Genomic DNA, 19,484 nt, shown 5'->3' with positions numbered 1-19,484 from the left:
ATTCAGAAAAATAAAAAAAAAGCCAAACCATTCACAGCTAGGTTTGGCGCGGTTATCAATGAAATGACTGACTTCCGCTTAGGGTGCGTTTGATAAGCTCACCATAAAGGTGCTGTGCCCTAGAATTTAATTATATCAAATTAATTAGAAATTAAAACACGAATCAGAAATCAACTTCATGAAATTTTCTTCTCACGACTACATTTAGGGCAAGGCATTCTTTCATTTGTCCGTCCGGGCACGAAACTATTTCCATCACAAAAATCACACGTTGCCTTTCGTATTGCCTCTATAATTTCTGCTTCTACATAATCAATTTCTGGATTCAGGGAAGTGGACTCGATCTGGTTACCTTTATTCTTCAATCTTCTAAAATACTTATAACCATACCATACTGACCAAAATAACAATGCAATAATAAGCTCCATACGACCACCTCCGGAAGAGTTTGATCGTATTATGCCTCTATATTAAGAGTACTACTCGTGGAATCTTATGGATCAACCATTTCATCTTCTAACCAATCTTTGCTTAACTCCGCTTTCAGAACATCTCTGTATCCAATCCATTCCCAATCAACAACACCGCTAAAAGGTTCTACTGTTTCAAAGCGAAATTCACCATGCCTACTACGTGCAACAATACCAGTAATTGAGCGAGCCTTAAACTCTTCAAATATAGTTAGCTCGACTGGTTTCTTATACATTTGAGACAAACTCAAAACGGCTGCTATGTTTTGTATTTCTTGCTCGTCACGTATAGGTCGTGTTAAACGCTGAGCCTCTTTTCGAGTTTTAATTGCTGACTCCTTATGCTGTGGAAGCATCATCCGACTAGACTCCCAAAGTCCGTTTAGTTCTAATTTTTTACTCATCTATAGTGGCCTCCAATTTTGCCTGCTCTATCCGTTGCTAGACCGGCTTTCATTAGACTTGATGCGCGAATAATTGCCGTGTTACCAAACCTATCCTTGATACCATCCAATACACTATCTAGCTTACGCATCTTAGTTACATCCTCAAAGAGATCCAATTGTGTAACTTCCTCATCATCAAGAGATCCCAGTGTAACACCAACCTTACGCACTGGATGACCATTCCAATTTCGATGAAATATCTCTCGAACTGAACCGAATACTTTTAGCGTATTGTTCGTGGTAAAAGGCATTTTACGCTGCTGACTAAATCCAGTAGGTGCATCATAAGGCGAACACATGCAAAATACATGTACCGTACCACTTGTATATCCTTTTGCTCTGGCATCACGACAAACCTCTTCCGTTAATTCCAAAAGTACGATATCTACTTCTTCTGCTGTCGTGTAATCCCTCGGCAAGGTCATTCCATGACCAATTGATTTCGGAGCTACATCAAACGTTCCTGGTGTTACTGGACTGTCATCCAGTCCATTTGCTGTACGCCACATGACTTCCGCTTGAATATCCGACTGTTTACCGAAACGCGCACGAAATTTTTGCTTAAGAACATGCAAAGGTGTCCTCGCAACGTGACCGATTGTGGTCATGCCAAGATTAACAAAATGTCTTGTCATGCGGGAACCGACTCCATACATTTTATCCACGCTTAAAGGCCAAAGTACTCGTTCGACATCTTCTTTACCAAGTGTAAAAATACCACTTTGATTTTTCTTTGCGAAATTGTCCGTTGCTTGCTTCGCAAGGATTTTAGTTGGGCCAATCCCAACGCGTACACGTATATTCATTGAAGCCGCGACCTTCTTTTGAATCATGACAGCCAGTTCTTCCGGAGTACATCGGAAATGATTGAGCGACCCTGACACGTCCAAAAACTGCTCGTCAATGGAAAATATTTCAACTAAATCAGTGTATTGTTTGTAGATATCTGTTATTGCAAGTGATACATCAATATAGCGCTGCATGTGCGGCCGCATAACGATTGCGTCTGGACATAACTGAAGTGCTTCACCAAGACGCTGGGCTGTAGTAATGCCAAAGCTTTTAGCGATAGGACATGCTGCCAAAATAATTCCTGATCTTCTGGCTGGATCACCAGCGACAACCACCGGCAAGTTATCAAGACCTGGATGTGTAGCCTTTTCGACGCTTGCGTAAAATGATTGGCAATCCGAGAGATAAATTGTGCGAACACTTTTTTCTCCCATCACAATGACCTCCGCATTCTCATTAAACTTGTCATGAGTTCAGCTTTAATCAAGGTTCGAAGCATTGTGAAATGGTGGATGTAGCCACGAACTTTATATTCAACATTAATCCCTAAAGATGTGGTTGTTGTTTTTAGAACTTTAATGTCCCTCTTTTTCATTTTACTCTTAACATTTTGTATTTCAGGATAAATTGCATTCTCAACCTCTTTTAAATAAAACAAAATATGACCATATATTATTTTATCTTTGTGTACCTTAAGCTCCTCCGTATCTCTCGCCAGCATATCGAGCAGAATAGGAAGCAAAGTAAATTCTTTGATTAATTGAACATCCTCGTCAGTCTCAACATTTGTAATGACACTCATTTAATCACCTCAAAATAAGAACATTTGTTTGTGTTTTACTATTATATACCGAACATGTATTCGTTATGCAAGTGAATTTTATGGAAAACAAAAAAATCCCCCACCAGCCTATTGAAGGCTAATGGGGGAAGGAAAATTTTCCTGAGCACTTTAATATTCTGCTTTGTTTTTGTTCTCAATAAAGAATTTTCATGTTACAATACATCTAAATTACAAATTTTAACATGGTGGTGTTTAATTGTTGAGTAAACTATCTTTAACTTTAGTAAAGAATGATACCCAAGCATCGCATATTCTAGATTTATTAAGATTTATGTCTGCCCTTGTTGTTTTCCTTTTCCACTTCTATGTCCCTTTGCCTGGATCTCAAGCTGTTATGGTCTTCTTCGTATTAAGTGGATACTTTATTTCATCGAGTATTCTAAAAGCAATCTCAGAAAACAGGTGGAGTTGGTTCGATTATCTACTAAGACGAATTATAAGATTATGGATAGTTCTTGTACCGGCTTTATTTCTCACCTATATCATTGTAAAAACGCAACTTGGAATATTTGGTGAAGAACTAAGCCCGCCAAACTTAAAAATTTCTAACTTTATAAACCCAGAGTTGTTTTTTGGAAATTTATTTTTTATGCAAGGAATATTGGTGAAAGGTGCATTTGGCTTAAATGGACCAATGTGGAGTCTAACGTATGAATTTTGGTACTACATGTTATTCCCTTGTCTAGTTTTAATATTTCGTTCGAGAAAAAAAAGCCACAAAGTAATTTATCTTTTTTTATCAATCGTTATTTCATTATTCGTGGGCCAAAAGATAATGGAATATTTTTTGATATGGTTACTTGGTGCCTTAATCCCACTTATTAAGCCTTTAAAATTAGAGAAGTCATATGTAAAGTTAATAATTACTCTGTTTGTTACTTTATTAGCAATTGTTTCGATGAACTACAAGGCAGGGAGTAGTTACTTTCTTGATTTAAGGGTTGGTTTAATATTTGCGCTCCTCACCTATCTTATCGTTTCTTTCTTTACTAACAGAAGTACCCAAAAGTATAATATCCCTAATTATTTAGCAGGGTTCTCTTATACCTTATACTTAACACATTACCCTTTAGCAAACTTAATATTGACTTGGCGAGTCTCTCCATTTTGGCCTTTTGAGGGAAACTCATTAGTAATTAAAGCAACTCTTGCACTTTTAGTCTTTGGTTATGCTTGGGTAATTGGATTATTAACTGAGAAACATACAGACAAAGTGAGGATAATGATTTCTAAATTGATTTTTAGGAAAGACGTAAAAAGTTCGACGTTTAATAATAATACTATTCCACAAAATATCCCGTAGTTAATATAAGCCCCCCACAAAGCAAACAGCAGCCTGTGGGGGCTTTTTTTTTTGTTACTCTATCGGTTGCCCTGATGCTTTTCGTAATTCATTAGCCAATCGGTGTACTTCATCTTTACTGACCTGATCTATGCAAATGGCATATATTTTACTTAACACTTCAATCAATTTGTCAGCATCTTCGACTTTGAGCATAATCTCATCCTCCTCCTTCAGATTATTCCATGCTCCTTCATTTCCATAACCTTCGTTTAGATCTACGCCAATTCCATTCATGGTTAGCCCCAGACCTTGAGGTCCGCAATCGTATTGATAAATATTAGCTGCTGCCGACTTCTTATTGTAGCTCCATGCTCGTGTCTGCCAGAATCGAGAACAAGCGCCTGCTTTGCTGATAGCTTCTATAACTGCAAACGATCCATATACGCCAGTTGTGTACTCTGGTGTGGCCTCACTAGCCGCCCTAATGTATTCAATAACCGTTGCCATTTGAGCTTTCGTTGCCTCGAAGTCCACTGCAAAGTATATACAAGACCCCGCGGGCTGACCAACCTTTTGGGCTACTTTCACGGCTGTAGCACCATCTGCCAATCCCGCAGCACGACCACCAAGGGCTCTATCAGCAGTTGTTTCAAATACCGAAACAATATCCATACCTGCTTGATTAATTATATCAGCTTCTGTCTTCGTCAACGCCTTCCATCCGGATGGGACCAAGTAACGAGCTGCAAAAGAAAATCCACCTAATGCGAATGCAGCAGCTGTCTTTGTTGTCAAAGGTGTCGCACAGTCAATTCCCTTTGTCATTGGTGGCATCCCCTTTGCTCTTTAACACCTGGATAACCTGCTTCACTCCCGGTGGCAATGGGCAGTTCATTCGACCTAAATTCTCAGTTATGCTGATTAACTCATTGGCACAATAAAAATAAATGGCCCCAGTCATTACGACAGTGGAGCCAAATAAAGTATCTATTTTGTGTGCGAGCATAACTACGAGAAGCATTACCCCTTTTTTCGCTAAACCCCTAGAACCAATACTACTGCTTAGGCCAGTCCCTTCTTTTAGAGAAGCACCAATACCACTAAGGTAATCAACGACCATCGCCCATAAAAATAAACTTAGCAAGTCACTCCACCCCCCGAATGAATATGTAAGTATCGCACCTAGAACTCCGGTGGAGGTTGTTACTGCTGCCTGTTGTGTGGTTGAGATACCAAGTAGATCGGTGAATAGTTTTTTAATCATGATTCACTCTCCCGGAAATGAAAATAGCCCCGATCGGCTCGGAGCGCATCTTTAACTCGAAATTTATAAAGTGGCATCAAACACATACATTTTTGGATAAGTCGCATGTCCGCAAATTATCTGTCCGTTATAAGCTACTATACCTTCTGGGCTGCCTGTCAATAGAGGTTGTCCGTCCTGGCCTATTGGATTGTAGTAAATTAAGTCCGTCTTAATTTGTCCGCTGCTTCCACATAGGTAGGATCTTTGAATTTTGTAACCCCCATTTGTATATTTTAGTGGATACCATAGGCTTCCACGGTAAAACTGTAAATCTTTATTCCCATATTTCATCGCATCCTGGGAATAAGTTTGTATGATTTTGTATGTTCCGTTGTATCTTTTAGCCGCATCATAAGCATACGTCCCATTTCCTAGGTTACTAGTACCTACACCTAGCAATAATTTATGAACATATTTAAGATCTGTTGTTGTTAAGTAGCACATATCCTTCTCTGCGGCCCAACACATCTTGGCAGTTGTCTGTCCCGGAAACAATGCAGGGAGAAAATCCAACTTTGTATATAATCCACAGTTAGCAAAAGTTACTGTAGTGGCTGAGTTTTTCCAAGTATCCGCATTGTAAAAAATATACCCTTTCATGTATTCTTCTGCGCCATTATTTGTCGAGTTGCCCATAATAAGTGCCCTAACCTCTTGGTTATAGTCACTAGCAACTAGCCGCATTTCGCTGGTCGTTAAGTTAGCATTTGTCTCTATAAAGGAAACATTAAAAGACTTAACAAACGTTAAATCTGGAAGAGAAAATACATTTGAAGAACCCACCGAAGGCACTTCGATTGTTATTAACTCATTATCACAAACAAACATTGAATGGTATGTTTTAAGGCTACCTATGGGAACTTCCTTAAAATTTACCGAATACTCTTTTTCATATATCGGATATCGCTTATTGTATATATCAAATATTACCCCCCCTGTAATTTTACCGTTCCAATTCATAGCTATCAGAACGGAATCAAAAGGCACAGATATGCCAGCACTCTGTGATTTGATCTGAAACCCCAGAGCCGCGTTCCAGACCATATATTCCCCAGCTTGCAACGTAAATGGGTTTGGAATTGATTCACTTCTTGTGGTTCCGTTTGAGTAATTAACAGAGAGTATCCGATTTAATGGTAAGTCCGTGTTCAAGGATACTGTTATGGACTTTTGGTTTGCGTCGGTGTTAATCAATACATCACCACATAGTACAAATGCAGAGGTGACAAAGATTGAATTTGTACCTCCTGCACTTCCTACAGCTACTCCATTAAAAAGGAGCCCAGAACCATTGTCGGACAATTTATTTAATGTATCAAGATTACTATGGGTGGGATCGCTGCCCCCTCCAGTACCTCCACCTATGGCTGACCCATTAAAAAGGAGACTAGTACCATTATCAGATAACTTATCTAATGTCGGACGATTATTATGTGTAGCAAGGTTCTTTACGACAGTTTCATCGTAAACATTTACGTCACTTCCGCTGATAATTATGTGTCCATTTGTATTGCTTGGAGATACTCCAGTACCATTACTGGAACTTCTTTTTATCAACATACTGACCTTCCTCCTTTAATTAGCAATCCAAAAGGTTAATCTATGATCCTTCAGGTATTGCTTAATGCTGGGCAAATCGCAGACAGTTAGTTTTTCTTGGGGAATTTTAAAGTTTAACCTAGTAGTAGCGTTAACGTACCAGGTTTCTTGATTGACGACTGAGCTGGTGTATCTTCCGGATATGGAGTTTACCCCGCCTGTAATCGAGGTTTTACCATTTAAACCTGCAGCTAGGTTAGCGAAACTTGAATACATACCATTAGTAATGGTTACGGTACTCAAAGATGTGATTGCGTTTATTATAGTATCCGTTAAAATTATTTCCTCGTTTGCTGGATTATTCAGTATAGGCAACCTATTGGCTATGCTGTATAAAGATTTCTGTATACTGTTTGAGTTAGCTGTGTATAGGGTAGTAGGTATCCGCAAGAAAATTACTGAGTTATAATAAATATAGCAGGTTTCTGGATAACTACCTCCTGCAGTAAATGTCGGTAAACCCACACCAGGCACATAAGGGATTATGCCCTCAAAAACATTGGTTATATCTACAGTATTCGTATTAATTTTTCGGTTGACAGCGTCAAAAAGATTAGACATTGAGAAGTATATGTGATCTGCTTCTCCTTCTGCTCTAAATGCGATATCAATGTCTAAGATAGTTAAGGGATTTACGTACATATAGGAATTTTCAACATACACATTTTGACTATGGTCTACCGATGCCGCGGACGTTGTTTTTTGGACCGTTGGATTACTCGATGAACGATTATTCGAAGTGTCAATTGAAGCCACTCTGAACGTATACAGAGTATTAGATGTTAAGCCAGTAACTGTATAAGAAGTTCCTGTAACTACCGCACTAGCAATCGTGAAGTTTGTACCATCAGTCGAATAAGCCACTTCATACTTCGAGATGTCTGACGCAACAGATGCTGTCCAAGTTAAAGGAACTGTGGTTGTTGTCGGCGTACCTGCCACAAGAGAAGTAACTACCTCAGGTGGCGTAGTATCAGCAGCAGCGGCCGTTGTGGCCGTTGTAGTTACCGCTGTTGACCTGTTACCTGATCCATCAATAGCTACAACACGGAAAGTGTAAGCTGTATTTGCAGCAAGCCCCGTTACAGTATAGGAGTTGGAGCTCGGATTAATCACTGCACTTGCTATAGTGTAGCTAGTACCTCCGTTTGAAGAGTATGCAACCTCTTGATTAGCCACATCACCAGAGCTCGATATAGTCCAAGTTAACGGTACAGTGCTGCTAGTAGGTGTTCCAGCAGTCAATCCACTGACTGGATTTAGAAATGGTGTAGCATTTACAGCGGCACTTTGAGAAGATTCTCCAGCTCCGTTTACGGCGGATACGGTATATGCGTATGTTGTACCATTAGTCAACGCTGAATCGTTGTAGCTAGCCGTCGTCGGGCTTGCAATTTTAACTCCACCACGATATACGTTGTACGAAGTCGCTCCGCTAACGGCAGACCACGTAAGGGAGACTTTCGCACTTCCTGCCGTTGCTGCTAAGCCTGTCGGTACTGCAGGGAGTACAGGTGCTACTGGGGTTGAGTTCACAGATGAAGTTTGAGTAGATTCACCAGCTGAGTTCACCGCGGAAACCGTGTAAGAATACGATGTTCCGTTTGTTAGTCCTGTGTCCGTAAAGCTAGCTGTTGTTGGGCTTGATACCTTCGTGCCTCCACGGTACACATTATATGATGTAGCTCCGCTAACGGCTGCCCACGTTAAAGCGACTTGTGCATTACCTGGAGTTGCTGTTAGTCCTGTTGGTACAGATGGCACAACGATTACCGCTGGAGTTCCTTTCACATAGGCGCGAAATGGAACGGTTGTAGTAACGGTTACTTGGGTGAATGGATCGAATAAATATTCCTTCACTTCACCAGCTACTACAATGACCGTAATCCCATTCACCACTAAAGATAATGAATTGGAACCGTCGTTGCTTATGACTACGCTAGATCCTGAGGTTGTCTTTGTAATGTTAGCTGATCCCGAGAAAGCATCTTTTACCGTCTTCGTAGGTGCACTAACTTTAACCCCTGCTTTTGCGTCGAATGAGCTTGTAGCGGCCACTGTAACCTGTGAAAATTGGTCATAGTAATCAAGGAATTCCTCATTAGGTTTTAAAATTTCCGTAATACTGTTTATTGTAAATGTTAAATCAGCCGTTCCCGTATTGTTAATGTAAAAGGTATCCATTCCCGCTGGTGTGGGGTGTACTCCTGTTGTGGTCCATGAATCTTTAATAACAAAGCTATCAAAGCCAGGAATGACACCCGAAGAACCACCTGCTGGACCTTGGACACCTGTTGCTCCTGTTGCTCCTGTTGCTCCTGTTGGCCCTGCTGGACCAGTAGCGCCCGCAGGACCTGCAACACCTTGAATACCTTGTGCACCTTGAATTCCTTGCGGCCCTGTCTGACCTTGAGCTCCTGTAGCTCCATCCTGACCTTTTAATGAATTCAAGAAATTTTGAACAGTACCTGTGTTACCAGCCTCTTGCCATAACTGATAAGCACTCTTACCATTTGCACCGACAACAGGATAAAGCAGACTATTTACAGAGTTTGAGGAGCCCACGAACAACTCCTTAGTGTCTGTACAAAACCCTAATTCTCCATCACTCAGAACCGGAAGATTAACTTTCAATCCCTTACGAATAATAACCTTCGCATTAATCACTGGCATTAGAAAACACCTCCATTGTATTCAGTTGAAAAATCAGGATCTAAGAAAGTTCCACCATTGATTATATCAATGCTAATTGGAACGCTACTCAGTTCCTTATCTATAATTATCGTGAGGTAGCCATTGTTCGGGAAAGTTTCGACTGTTCCATCTGAGAAGTTAACCTTGAATTCAGCTTGAAGTGTTCCTGTTTCAGATGTCTCCCCTTCTTGGAAGTTGAATATTACCCGCCCACCTGCTGCATCTAAAATATCAGCCTCTCTTGCTACAATGTTGCTCCCATTTTTACTCATATAAAATCCTACTACTGCTCCTACTAAGGGAACCGGTTCACCTTCGGGATCTCTTAGTGTAGCTCTTATTGGGGTATGAGTATCATTTTGTTTAAGGTATATAGTAGCCAAAGGAGATACTCCTTTCTATTCTTCAATCTCTATGTCAGTTTGATTTTTAGTTAATTCTAGCTCGACCTTATTCGGGGTTGGTTCCACATCAACCTGATTTCTGGTGTAATCAACTTCTATAATTTGTGCCATGTCTCTTCCCCTTCATCTTTCTCAATCGACTTGTAACAATGATCCTTCTGAAATAAATCTAAAAATCTGCAAATAAAAAAGCACACTTTACAATCAGTGCGCTTTCCCATTCTTGAGCTGAGTGTTTCGTCTGGATAACCACCTAAAAGAGTGTTGATTAGCTGATCGATGGAGATTAGCAAATTCCAGATATATCTTTTCACACAATCACCTCACCATACAATATCCTCAAGTGGTGTTTCTCCCGCTAATGCAATACCCTCTAAATACTGATACCGACCAATATTAGTGTTTTTATGAATCATGCCATGCGCAAATAAAATCTTTAGTTGATCAATGGTGTGTGGAACTGGAACTCCCGAAGCTCTCCAAACTTGGGGTGTTGTGATTAGTCCGCCTAATATTGCGCTGTAGATGCCTCCCAAATTAATCTGAGAATCGTAATCAAAAGAATAAGTATGGGGTGATCCTAGAGCATCCGAGGTGAAGCCTGCAAGGATTGCCGCATTACAAGCTGCGTTGAGTTCTGCAATTTTAGCATCAGACGGTGAAATGCTAGGATCGTGGTTTAAAAATGTTGGCTCGTACTCCCATTCATAACCACCTTCTTCAACGCAGTACGTTTTACCGTCACGTTCAATTAAGTTACCCACTCAAAAACATCCCCTAACGAATAAATTTAATAGCGTGACCGTTACCACCAACGCCACCTGCCGCCGAACCAGTTGTACCACTTCCAGCACCACCAGTTCCGCCAACGGCTGAAAGTGTAGGGGATACAGCGGCGCCAACCGTAATGACGCAACCACCGCCACCGCCACCAGCACCACCCGCTTGACCAGTTCCGGCCGCACCATTCAACCCATCAGCGCGTATAGAGCCTGCTCCGGTTATTGCTTTTGCGACAACTACAATACAACCACCGCCTGCTCCGCTTAATACAGGCCCAAGGGTATTACTACCGCCACTAGCGCCATAAGTTTTCCTAAACTGTTCCAAACCAAAAGAAAGGGCTTTGTCAATAGTTCCGTGTCCACCAGACCCGCCAACTAATGAAGGTGTATTTCCAGCACCAACCCCGCCCGCTCCGCCCGCTCCGGCAGCTCCAGCATCACTACCACCACCACCACCACCCGCACCACCCGCGCCACCGCCACCAAATGCGAAGTAATTTCCACCAGCAGCACCACCAGCACCACCAGCGCCACCGCCAGCACCTCCACCCGCTGCGCCACCGTTACTACCAGTACCAGCCGCACCTTTTCCACTCGCTGAAAGTAGCCCATCAATGTTGGCTGTCCCGTTCACGAGTATAACTAAATACGACCCACCTGTGGGTGTTATCGTCACACCAGCAGGAATGTTCAAACTAGAGTATCTATACAACCCAGTCGTGAGAGTTGTATTGCTAACTGGGCTAAAAGCCCCGTCTGTACCATCATTAATTAAATCCAATTCAGCTAACCAATCGGGGGCAGTCGCATTTTTATTATCTAGCTTCTTTAAATATGAAAAGAGTGTTGATGTTCCAGAAGAATCGGTGTTTGCTCCAATTTTAGCTCCGTTTGAACTGACATTTGTATTGGCTGTATTCAAAATTGCATTGATTTGAGCCAGTCGAGCCATCACTGATCCCGTTCCGTTAGCTACATCTCCCGTTAATCCAAGCAAAGTTTTCAGTGTGTCCGTATACCCTTCTACCTGATCAACATAGGCAGCAATCTGGGCTAATCGAGCAAACACGGTGGATGTACCTGAAACATCCGAACTCAATCCAATCCTGTTAAGGACTTCTATTACACGGCTCAGGTTAGCTATTTCCAATGAAGAACTCATTATTAAACCACACCCCTTGTTACATTAGTCAAGTTACCACTTCCGTCATATACCAATGTAGATGTCACAGTCGACCCGCCAGCGACTTCAACTACGGTGTCTAACCTTGATCCGCTATAGTTCAAGGTGGATGTTTTTACAACAGTAGATCCATCTTTCTCTTCAACTTTTGTCAACTTACCACTCGTATAGGTCAATGGGGTGCTGCGAGTGTCAGTTTCGAGGATGCCAGCGTTAACTTTAACAACATACTGATTACCACCACTAAAAGGAAGTTGACTTACTGGGACTCTTGAATCTGAACCTAAAGATGCAACCCCATTAGCAGCACCTCTGTCTGTAGTAGGAATATACACACCAGCAGGAACCGTTGCTGTTACACTTGAAGCATTCCCAACAGCCGCGTTAATTTGATACTGCTTTGCAAAAGGACCAGCTGAGATAGGTGGAATCGTATCCCCTTGAGCTCCAGCATTTACGTAAGCATAGAGAATTTCTCCTGCGGTTGGATCTTGTGCAAATAAACCTATTTCACATGAATACTTGGAAGTTGCTAGCCCAGCGTTATCAAATACACCTCTGATGGTTKCTTGACTACCACTGCTCTGTGCAGAAATGATGGAAAAATAAGCTATCGGAGTAATTAATCCGGTTAACGATGGGATACTTTGACCCGTTAACAACCCAGAACCAATCTGCATCCGAGTGAAATTTAAAGTCACACCTGTTTGAGCCTTCGCATATAAGGCTAACCCAGCAGTTGTAATTGTCATTGGTCCGTAAACTGCCATCTAATATATCTCCTCTCTAAGGAAGCGTCAGAGTGATGTAATCCATCTCAGTTACGATCATTCCTATATAACTCGATTCCGAAACTTCAATTGATTCAATGATGTTCAACTTGACCCCCATTGGTTTAGGGATGATATGTCCACCCACAACTAGTTCTGTTGCCACGGGATCTAATAAACCTGAAACCACGGCACTCACTGTCATGTCTTGGTTATCAATCATGACCAATTTCACATCAGGAAAGATGCTGTTCCATATCTCGTATATTTTCGGAAGTGTACCGTCCCATTGATTCTGGGCAATCTTTGCCTTTAAAGATATCCGATAGTTCGCATCATTTAGAATTGGAGAAGTTCCGCCAGAAGGCTGAAAGCTTAATACTCGACTTCTGCCCAATATGCTCCCGATCAAGTCCAATTGGACTCCAACGGCATTATCAATATCGAAGGCTGAAGGGATAGATTCTGTAACTTCCATGATGTCATCCAACATGTTAAGCGTTGATCCTAACCAAGCCATAAATTTAGGTTGAACCTTGTGCTGTGATGTGATCAGGTTCAGGTATTTTTCAGTTGACATACATGAACCCCCTTAAGTCACATTCACAGTAATATAGGATACATTTCCTCTAGTTACCTCATTGAAATCAGCGACTATATCCGCTGTTCCTTGAGTTAATGAGTGCTTAGCAGCAGTCAACCCCGTAATGGAGAATAAAGGCTTAGTAGGCACTATGTTAGCGGATAGCGCCGCGCCCCATAAGCTTGATACTGACAGATCATCACCGATCGACAACCCACTGATGTAGGCTGCGACTGCGTTTTTAATTGTAGCTGTTGTTTCGGTCGTGTACCCAGCCAGAGCCTTCACATTAATGACTACGTCGATATCCAGATAAGTTGGACGATAGAATCTGACAGTTGTTGGACTACCGTAGAAGTCTGTAATAACGGTTGATACGGAGCCGTTTGTATATGCCCCAGGTCCTTTCTTGGAGAAGATCTCCTGAGCAATGTCCGCATTTGATCCACCTTCAACTACTGCTGTCATCGAGTGAGCTGGTAAGCCCGCAGCATCAGTGGCATTGGTATCATTCTCGTATACAATCGAACGCGTGACACCCTGCACTGAAGCTATAGCACCTTTTAGCCCTTCTAATACTGTTCTACTTGGCTTGGCCGTATTAATTGCTTGAAGAGATCTTAATGATGCGTCAGACTGCACATGCGATCCAACTGTACCGGGTAAAGCCGCGTTAGTCACGCTTGTCCATCCATAAGTCGGGGTAACAATCGTGTTCAATTCGCCCACGTTTACAGTTACTGGACCTGAAATCTGACATGAAGCCAATGTAGTGACATGCCCTGTTCCATCCAGAGTGATCGGACTCGTTAGATTCCATTTATTCTTATTTATATCCGATACTACTCCACCCGTAATTACTGTTCCTGGAGTTCCTGTTAAGGTGACATTACACGTGGAGAAGACCGCTGGCGCTCTCTTCAGACCGTTTATCTTAACTACGATGTCTAATCCACTTCCTACTGCTGTAGATGGCCCTCGGCTATTGTAAGCAGCTTGACTCGTTAAGAATGCATCGTAAACCATGTTTGATACTGATGAAATCCATTGATAATCCTGACTATCATTTTCAAGATATATGTCGTCTCCGAATATGCCTCTAGCATTTGACATGAGTTGGTCCCTAATATCTGAATAGCTAGGCATATGAAAGCCTGTTGCATCAATATATGGAGCAAAATAAGCCATTAAAAGATCACCTCCTCTAAAGTGATTTCTCCATAGATGGTTTCGACAGTACAACTTATTGTGTAGGTTCTGGTGATGCTATCGTAATCCGAAGCAAGTTTGGAAATGTTTTTCACTCCGGGAGTTGATGCAATAGTGCTTTGAATAAGTAAATCTACAGCTTGATTATTTTCAGGAGTTCCTGCTCTAGAAAGGATGTTTTGAAACAGCGGCAGCCCCTTCTCTAGATCTTCCCACCACTCACCGAGCAGCAGACGCAAGTTGGTCTTGATTGCTTGGGCGGCGGCCAATTTACCTTCCAGAAAGTCATTCTGATTATTCCCGAAACTGTAGTCGCCGTTCACCAGTTTTCTGTATCTCAATTATTCCACCACCTAACTCGGGCCTGTCGTAGTACCACCACCTGAAGGAGCAGTATGCTTGTGAGTTGCGAAATTAATCCCATTGATCTTTACTGTTGAGGCAACAAGGTCAATTTCCCCATTCGCCATGTTAATGTAAGTAGAACCATCATCGGATCTAAGCTGAGCAGATGTTGTGGAATAGTTTGATAGCTTTCTTGGCTGGCTCCAGATTCCCAAGATAGCGAAAGCGTCCGACAAATCATGCCTTCTCTTTTCGATCTGGTTTTGAATATCCCCGTTGCTAAACCAAGCATCTATACACATGTCAGTAAACATGATCAAACATTCATCTCCTGGCTGTATAGGGAGCGTCAAAGCGAATCCGCCAGCTCTAGGAATGACTACAGGAACATCAAGCAGCAACGGAAGTTCTTCCCATCGAGGTTCTAATTTCTCGTCCATGACTTTCTCCCTCAACGCGGGTTGAACGTTTACGGTCTGAGTTTCAGGATCAAACGATTGGACGATTGCTGGAATACCAACTCTTAAATTCATAGCAAAGTTGTCGAGCATTTGCCTATAAAACTCCTCAGGCTCATCCATCCTTTGACTTATTGGAATACCCACTCTTTCATCTCCTTACCATGGATTAGCAGTCACAGTGTTCATCATTCCCGGCATTAACCCAGCCTGAGAAACTGTTTCACATTCGGAGTACCAGTCATCTCCTCGGGTATCTCCGATATAGGTTGTGCTAACCACGCGATATATTCCGTCATGATCCAAGCTTCTGAGGATTTGAGTTGATCCAGCTTGCAGAGCTTGAGCCCTAATCGAGCTGTTATCTATGTGAACCAAAGAGTTGATCAAAATTCTAGGGTTCAGCAAGCATTTGAATGTTACTCCTTGATCATTTTGAGCGGGTATTCCAATAAGCCCTGAAGAGGGGGCCAGTTCAGTAATCTCCCCTTCTGGCAGATCGGTAGCACGAATGATATTGACCTTACCGTTCTCCACATAGAATGATGCGGATTGCGTTTGTGCTAGCTGCCTAAGATAATCCTTGGCTAAGCCAAATACAGCCTTACCACGAGTCAACTCAGATGAGCTAAACGAGTCTGAGATACCTCCTAGTTCAGTTGCGACTGTCGCTTTACTGACCATGTTATCAATTAATGCCCTAGAGGTTTGTCCTTTGATCATGGAAAAGTTAACGAACCCTTGATTCAGGAATCTTTCCCCATCCATCGCTAGGATTGTGAGCTTAAAAGTTACCCCATCTTCTTTGTCCCTGATCGTTTGGATGATATCTCCATCAAAGATGAGTCCGTACTGATCTCCTTCATACCCAGCTTCAACGATAATCCGACTGCCTTCATTGATGATGCTGTTTTCTGAGTTTGCCGATAAGTTGTAAATGGTAACCTCTGAAAAGTTTGGAGGCTGGAGGATCGTCTTTTTTATTTTAAAGGTACATCTCAGCTTAGACACATCTAGAGCCGTTCCGTTGGAGTCGCTGACTAGTACACGATATTTTCTACCGTAAAGTACATTCCCTAGCTTCTGAGTACCCTCATCTACGCCGTAGCTTGAAGTTGGAATGTTAACGTTGTATTGAGAAGTTCCCGTTTCTGATCCTGTATTGTAGTTACTGCTTCCACCTGATACACCTTGGTAAACCAACCAGATGTTATATCTGCGGTTATAGTCTCCGTCCGGAATAGCAGGACCAACATAACTCAAGCTAAATTGTCTGAAATTCTTTCCTTGCTCATTCCATATCTTCTTGATTACATACACAGCCACACACATGGAGAATTGATCGTTTCCTAGTGTAAGCTGCTGCTGTCCTTCAAGAGTAGTTGGAAGGTTAAGTCGATATTTATTAGCCGCGAATCTGAATGCATCCATATGCCATTTTGGCCACACTTGACCATATCCCAAGGCGTTCCCATGATCCCCTAATTGGTTTACACCGCCAGTTTCTGCGTCCACTGTGGCCAGAACGATATTGACATCAGCACCCTGTGACTGCGCTTCAGCAATCGCTATGTTTTTCCAATTAGCTGACAAATGTATCACCCCAAACTAAAACATATTCGGTTCCAATGTTAGTGTCATCCGGTATGCCAATTGCTAATGAGTTAGTTGGCACAACAAACGCACTGCCGATGTTCATATACTCGTATTGTTCGAGTAAGTTAGCAGCAGGGTAGTCTCCAGTTATCAATGGGACTGCGTCTAACAGCAGCTCTTTGGTTTTAAAGTTTGTCACGGACATGAACCAGTACTCTGCCATTACGTTGTATCGAAAGGTGAAAGAGAGCGTTATGTTCTTTCCGTCCACCGGTAAGGTACATGTAAAGCTTTGATTAGGATTAGAAGTAAGGGGAACTACTTTATATGCCATTGCTAGTTCCCTCCTAAGAAAGTTTGGCCCAGTGCCTTGAGTCCCATTTGCGACAAAATGCTTTGGTTCGGTTCAGATGGCTCTGGTATACCTCGGTTAGAATTGTCCGTCACCTGCGGCCGCGCACTTATTTTAACAGTAGCGGTCTGTGCTACCTGAATTTCTTTGAATGTTACAGTGCATCTAAGGCCATTTAAGCTTTGGTAATCATCAGGGCTTGAAAGAACCTCGATTAACATATTCTGATATAATCCCAGCCGAGTATGAACCTGTATTGGAACTCTAAGTGCTTGCAGTGACTTGAGCACCTTATGTGCCTCAACAGCCCGTGAATACCCACCTGAAAACTGACCAGGTACATAGCTTTTGGCAACATTAGACATCCCGACTTCAATAGTAAGCTCCTGAGGTTGCATGTATGAATGATCTGCGGCTGCCGCACCCACTTGAATCGGATGCTCTGTGATAATTAACCGGCTAGTATGGGTCATTCGCAAATAAGCATCGAAGAACCATCCTCCGATGTTTGTTTTGGTATATACCAGATCTTTGATTTCAGGAGCGTCAAGATCCAGTAGTGCATTTACCATCCCTGAGCCCCCCTCATATTTCTGGTTAAGGTCCTCATACTGTCTGATACACTATCAGCATTAGCCTGAGGATCAGATCCATAGATATTGTTTGTCTGATTAACCGTAACCTTATTGTTGTTATTATTCGTATTGCTTGAAGCTTGAGGATACATATAATTCGAGCTCTCTCCACCGCCGCCGAACATCTTGCCGAAGAACCTGTTGAAATTCTTCATTGCGTTAACAATGGTATCAGATGTTCCGCCCAAAGCTTCTTTCTGAGATGGTGTTATGTTATCCTGAATCGATTCTTTGGACCTGTTACCGATCTTCGCCAGTGCTGGAAGGTCTTTATTTATGATGGCTGCAATAGCTCCGATCAGGTCTCTGGTAAACGCCAACGACTTATTCAAGGTATCCACAGCTTGAACCACCACTGTTGTAATGATCTTTGCTACGCCTTTAAGAGCAGTTTGAACCCATTCCAGCTCAAGGGTTTCGTCGATCATGCCAGACCATGCAGCCCCTAATTCAGCGACCGCAGTTGCCAATCCAGCTAGGTTAGTCTTAAGCTCCTGGAATTCTCCCCGTTTCTGAAGCTCTTCGTATATGTCTTTGAACTGATACTTAATTCCTCCTGCTATGGACTTAAATATCCCCGTGACATTCTCAAAGCTTTTCTTTATCTCATCAGCAGCTTTGGAATCCTTCAGCTTATCCCAAAGATTTCCTATCTCTGTGATAGCCTTAGTTGCCCCTAATGAGATCTTATCCATGAACTCCGGTAGTTTCTCCCATAATGGGCCTAAGGCGCTTTCTCCACCCTGCATGTACGTATAGAAATCATCCAGTAGAAGGATGAGCCCAGTCAGAGCAAATATGAGGATCCCAATAGGTCCGGTTTTGATCAGCAAACCTAATGCAACTATTGCAGCACCGATGATTCTCAGGTTTGCCGGTATCTTCTCCGCGAGCTTATCAAATAAGCCCCCTACGTCCCTACCAAAGTGTACGAGCGTCTCTCCTGCGCGTATGAACCAACTCAAAACACGAGCTACCTCTTTAGTCCAGACAGGCATGTATTTCACAATAGCGTCGTTGATGTTCATGAGCCCTGCTTTGATCTTGGTTAGTGGTCCAGCCATATACTGAACCAGATAATAACCAACCCATTGCATAGCGTACTTGGCCTCCAGCCTCAAACGAGTAAACTCCAGTTGGATAGATCGAATGAACTTCATTTCGGATGCATATTCTGCGGGAGCTCTCATGTTCATTGCCTGCTGCCTAAGCATTTGAAAGTTACGCATTAACTCTGGACTAAGGTAAAGATCATTCAAAGAGACTTTCATCGCCTTCAACGTACTGTCAAAAGCCATGGCATTGTCCTTTGATGTCCACATTTGACGAGCTAGCTTCTCCATCTCAAGATCAGCCTTAGCAAGTTCTCCGACGAATTTAGCTAAACCGAACACGGCAGTTGTGACGAAGGTGGTTACAGCAGCCCCAGCTATTGCAAACTTGGTCACCGATGTATTAGCAAACTTAGAAACGGATTGCTCTACAGTATTCATTGACTGAGTGGCCTGTCCGAATGAAGCTCGGTCTACATTGAAACCCAGACTCACCAAATAGCTTTTAATTACATCAAGCACCGTTCACACCTCCCCTTCTGGCTGCATCTTCTGCTCTTTGCCTATTCTCGAATTCAACAGCTAGGATCTCATGAGCATCAAGAAGATCGTCTAGATCGTATGTGCCATCCCATGTCTCGTGTTGTTTCCACAACTTAGCCACTACAGGAGCAAA

22 protein-coding genes are annotated in these 19,484 nt (G+C 42.4%); 1 reads left to right on the top strand and 21 read right to left on the bottom strand.

Features of this window, described 5'->3' with window-relative positions:
• Positions 1 to 176: 176 nt before the first annotated feature.
• From AB4114_RS11170 to AB4114_RS11155, 4 genes are all read right to left on the bottom strand, one after another.
• Positions 177 to 428, bottom strand: coding sequence for a hypothetical protein (locus AB4114_RS11170; protein ID WP_441988522.1), 252 nt, complete (start codon positions 426 to 428; stop codon positions 177 to 179).
• Between the two features lie 65 nt (positions 429 to 493).
• The gene (locus AB4114_RS11165; protein WP_441988521.1) at positions 494 to 874 is read right to left on the bottom strand and encodes a YolD-like family protein; all 381 of its coding nucleotides are present in this window, start codon (positions 872 to 874) and stop codon (positions 494 to 496) included.
• The gene (locus AB4114_RS11160; protein WP_441988520.1) at positions 871 to 2,142 is read right to left on the bottom strand and encodes a DNA polymerase IV; all 1,272 of its coding nucleotides are present in this window, start codon (positions 2,140 to 2,142) and stop codon (positions 871 to 873) included. Before AB4114_RS11160 ends, AB4114_RS11165 begins: the two co-directional genes overlap by 4 nt.
• Positions 2,142 to 2,510 carry a hypothetical protein gene (locus AB4114_RS11155; protein ID WP_441988519.1) on the bottom strand — a complete coding sequence of 123 codons (369 nt, stop codon included), beginning with the start codon at positions 2,508 to 2,510 and terminating at the stop codon, positions 2,142 to 2,144. The genes AB4114_RS11160 and AB4114_RS11155 overlap by 1 nt, the downstream gene beginning before the upstream one ends.
• Positions 2,511 to 2,751: 241 nt before the next feature.
• Here AB4114_RS11155 and AB4114_RS11150 point away from each other — a divergent pair, with 241 nt between their 5' ends.
• Complete coding sequence (locus tag AB4114_RS11150) at positions 2,752 to 3,855, top strand: acyltransferase family protein (RefSeq protein WP_441988518.1); 1,104 nt, start codon at positions 2,752 to 2,754, stop codon at positions 3,853 to 3,855.
• Positions 3,856 to 3,909: 54 nt separating this feature from the next.
• Here AB4114_RS11150 and AB4114_RS11145 read toward each other — a convergent pair whose 3' ends face one another.
• The 17 genes from AB4114_RS11145 to AB4114_RS11065 all read right to left on the bottom strand — a co-directional run bounded on the left by AB4114_RS11145 (position 3,910) and on the right by AB4114_RS11065 (position 19,472).
• Positions 3,910 to 4,662 carry a DUF1906 domain-containing protein gene (locus AB4114_RS11145; RefSeq protein ID WP_441988517.1) on the bottom strand — a complete coding sequence of 251 codons (753 nt, stop codon included), beginning with the start codon at positions 4,660 to 4,662 and terminating at the stop codon, positions 3,910 to 3,912.
• Positions 4,646 to 5,101, bottom strand: a complete 456-nt coding sequence (locus AB4114_RS11140; RefSeq protein ID WP_441988516.1) for a phage holin family protein — start codon at positions 5,099 to 5,101, stop codon at positions 4,646 to 4,648. Before AB4114_RS11140 ends, AB4114_RS11145 begins: the two co-directional genes overlap by 17 nt.
• 63 nt (positions 5,102 to 5,164) lie before the next feature.
• Entirely contained in the window at positions 5,165 to 6,703 is a 1,539-nt protein-coding gene (locus AB4114_RS11135) for a hypothetical protein (RefSeq protein ID WP_441988515.1), read from the bottom strand.
• 15 nt (positions 6,704 to 6,718) lie between these two features.
• The gene (locus tag AB4114_RS11130) at positions 6,719 to 9,415 is read right to left on the bottom strand and encodes a fibronectin type III domain-containing protein (RefSeq protein ID WP_441988514.1); all 2,697 of its coding nucleotides are present in this window, start codon (positions 9,413 to 9,415) and stop codon (positions 6,719 to 6,721) included.
• The gene (locus tag AB4114_RS11125; protein WP_441988513.1) at positions 9,415 to 9,819 is read right to left on the bottom strand and encodes a hypothetical protein; all 405 of its coding nucleotides are present in this window, start codon (positions 9,817 to 9,819) and stop codon (positions 9,415 to 9,417) included. The genes AB4114_RS11130 and AB4114_RS11125 overlap by 1 nt, the downstream gene beginning before the upstream one ends.
• A 344-nt stretch (positions 9,820 to 10,163) precedes the next feature.
• A complete protein-coding gene (locus tag AB4114_RS11120) occupies positions 10,164 to 10,604 on the bottom strand; it encodes a DUF4376 domain-containing protein (protein ID WP_441988512.1) in 441 nt (146 codons plus the stop codon).
• A 13-nt stretch (positions 10,605 to 10,617) separates the two neighbouring features.
• Complete coding sequence (locus AB4114_RS11115; RefSeq protein ID WP_441988511.1) at positions 10,618 to 11,787, bottom strand: hypothetical protein; 1,170 nt, start codon at positions 11,785 to 11,787, stop codon at positions 10,618 to 10,620.
• Positions 11,788 to 11,789: 2 nt separating this feature from the next.
• The gene (locus AB4114_RS11110; RefSeq protein WP_441988510.1) at positions 11,790 to 12,578 is read right to left on the bottom strand and encodes a hypothetical protein; all 789 of its coding nucleotides are present in this window, start codon (positions 12,576 to 12,578) and stop codon (positions 11,790 to 11,792) included.
• Positions 12,579 to 12,594: 16 nt separating this feature from the next.
• Positions 12,595 to 13,158 (bottom strand): DUF2612 domain-containing protein, encoded by a 564-nt coding sequence (locus tag AB4114_RS11105; RefSeq protein WP_441988509.1) that lies wholly within the window; start codon positions 13,156 to 13,158, stop codon positions 12,595 to 12,597.
• A 12-nt stretch (positions 13,159 to 13,170) separates the two neighbouring features.
• Complete coding sequence (locus tag AB4114_RS11100; protein ID WP_441988508.1) at positions 13,171 to 14,349, bottom strand: baseplate J/gp47 family protein; 1,179 nt, start codon at positions 14,347 to 14,349, stop codon at positions 13,171 to 13,173.
• Positions 14,349 to 14,711, bottom strand: a complete 363-nt coding sequence (locus AB4114_RS11095) for a hypothetical protein (protein WP_441988507.1) — start codon at positions 14,709 to 14,711, stop codon at positions 14,349 to 14,351. The genes AB4114_RS11100 and AB4114_RS11095 overlap by 1 nt, the downstream gene beginning before the upstream one ends.
• A 12-nt stretch (positions 14,712 to 14,723) precedes the next feature.
• Positions 14,724 to 15,320: a Gp138 family membrane-puncturing spike protein gene (locus AB4114_RS11090; RefSeq protein ID WP_441988506.1), complete on the bottom strand. Its 597-nt coding sequence runs from the start codon at positions 15,318 to 15,320 to the stop codon at positions 14,724 to 14,726.
• 12 nt (positions 15,321 to 15,332) lie between these two features.
• Entirely contained in the window at positions 15,333 to 16,766 is a 1,434-nt protein-coding gene (locus AB4114_RS11085; RefSeq protein WP_441988505.1) for a phage protein, read from the bottom strand.
• The gene (locus tag AB4114_RS11080; protein WP_441988504.1) at positions 16,756 to 17,103 is read right to left on the bottom strand and encodes a phage baseplate plug family protein; all 348 of its coding nucleotides are present in this window, start codon (positions 17,101 to 17,103) and stop codon (positions 16,756 to 16,758) included. The genes AB4114_RS11085 and AB4114_RS11080 overlap by 11 nt, the downstream gene beginning before the upstream one ends.
• Before the next feature lie 2 nt (positions 17,104 to 17,105).
• Positions 17,106 to 17,693: a phage baseplate protein gene (locus AB4114_RS11075; RefSeq protein WP_441988503.1), complete on the bottom strand. Its 588-nt coding sequence runs from the start codon at positions 17,691 to 17,693 to the stop codon at positions 17,106 to 17,108.
• Entirely contained in the window at positions 17,687 to 19,330 is a 1,644-nt protein-coding gene (locus tag AB4114_RS11070) for a hypothetical protein (protein ID WP_441988502.1), read from the bottom strand. The genes AB4114_RS11075 and AB4114_RS11070 overlap by 7 nt, the downstream gene beginning before the upstream one ends.
• The gene (locus tag AB4114_RS11065) at positions 19,323 to 19,472 is read right to left on the bottom strand and encodes a DUF6889 family protein (RefSeq protein ID WP_441988501.1); all 150 of its coding nucleotides are present in this window, start codon (positions 19,470 to 19,472) and stop codon (positions 19,323 to 19,325) included. The genes AB4114_RS11070 and AB4114_RS11065 overlap by 8 nt, the downstream gene beginning before the upstream one ends.
• Between the last annotated feature and the right edge of the window lie 12 nt (positions 19,473 to 19,484).

Source organism: Paenibacillus sp. 2RAB27 (assembly GCF_052115445.1).
Classification (GTDB): Bacteria; Bacillota; Bacilli; order Paenibacillales; family NBRC-103111; genus Paenibacillus_E.
The sequence above is the reverse complement of the archived record's forward strand: the minus strand, read 5'-3'. Positions and strand labels throughout refer to the sequence as shown.

Coding starts and splice junctions, on each gene's coding strand:
- AB4114_RS11075 (WP_441988503.1), bottom strand. CDS start 17,693: ATGGTAAATGCACTACTGGATCTTGACGCTCCTGAAATCAAAGATCTG.
- AB4114_RS11140 (WP_441988516.1), bottom strand. CDS start 5,101: ATGATTAAAAAACTATTCACCGATCTACTTGGTATCTCAACCACACAA.
- AB4114_RS11105 (WP_441988509.1), bottom strand. CDS start 13,158: ATGTCAACTGAAAAATACCTGAACCTGATCACATCACAGCACAAGGTT.
- AB4114_RS11130 (WP_441988514.1), bottom strand. CDS start 9,415: ATGCCAGTGATTAATGCGAAGGTTATTATTCGTAAGGGATTGAAAGTT.
- AB4114_RS11080 (WP_441988504.1), bottom strand. CDS start 17,103: ATGGCATATAAAGTAGTTCCCCTTACTTCTAATCCTAATCAAAGCTTT.
- AB4114_RS11165 (WP_441988521.1), bottom strand. CDS start 874: ATGAGTAAAAAATTAGAACTAAACGGACTTTGGGAGTCTAGTCGGATG.
- AB4114_RS11160 (WP_441988520.1), bottom strand. CDS start 2,142: ATGGGAGAAAAAAGTGTTCGCACAATTTATCTCTCGGATTGCCAATCA.
- AB4114_RS11145 (WP_441988517.1), bottom strand. CDS start 4,662: ATGACAAAGGGAATTGACTGTGCGACACCTTTGACAACAAAGACAGCT.
- AB4114_RS11115 (WP_441988511.1), bottom strand. CDS start 11,787: ATGAGTTCTTCATTGGAAATAGCTAACCTGAGCCGTGTAATAGAAGTC.
- AB4114_RS11135 (WP_441988515.1), bottom strand. CDS start 6,703: ATGTTGATAAAAAGAAGTTCCAGTAATGGTACTGGAGTATCTCCAAGC.
- AB4114_RS11100 (WP_441988508.1), bottom strand. CDS start 14,349: ATGGCTTATTTTGCTCCATATATTGATGCAACAGGCTTTCATATGCCT.
- AB4114_RS11170 (WP_441988522.1), bottom strand. CDS start 428: ATGGAGCTTATTATTGCATTGTTATTTTGGTCAGTATGGTATGGTTAT.
- AB4114_RS11155 (WP_441988519.1), bottom strand. CDS start 2,510: ATGAGTGTCATTACAAATGTTGAGACTGACGAGGATGTTCAATTAATC.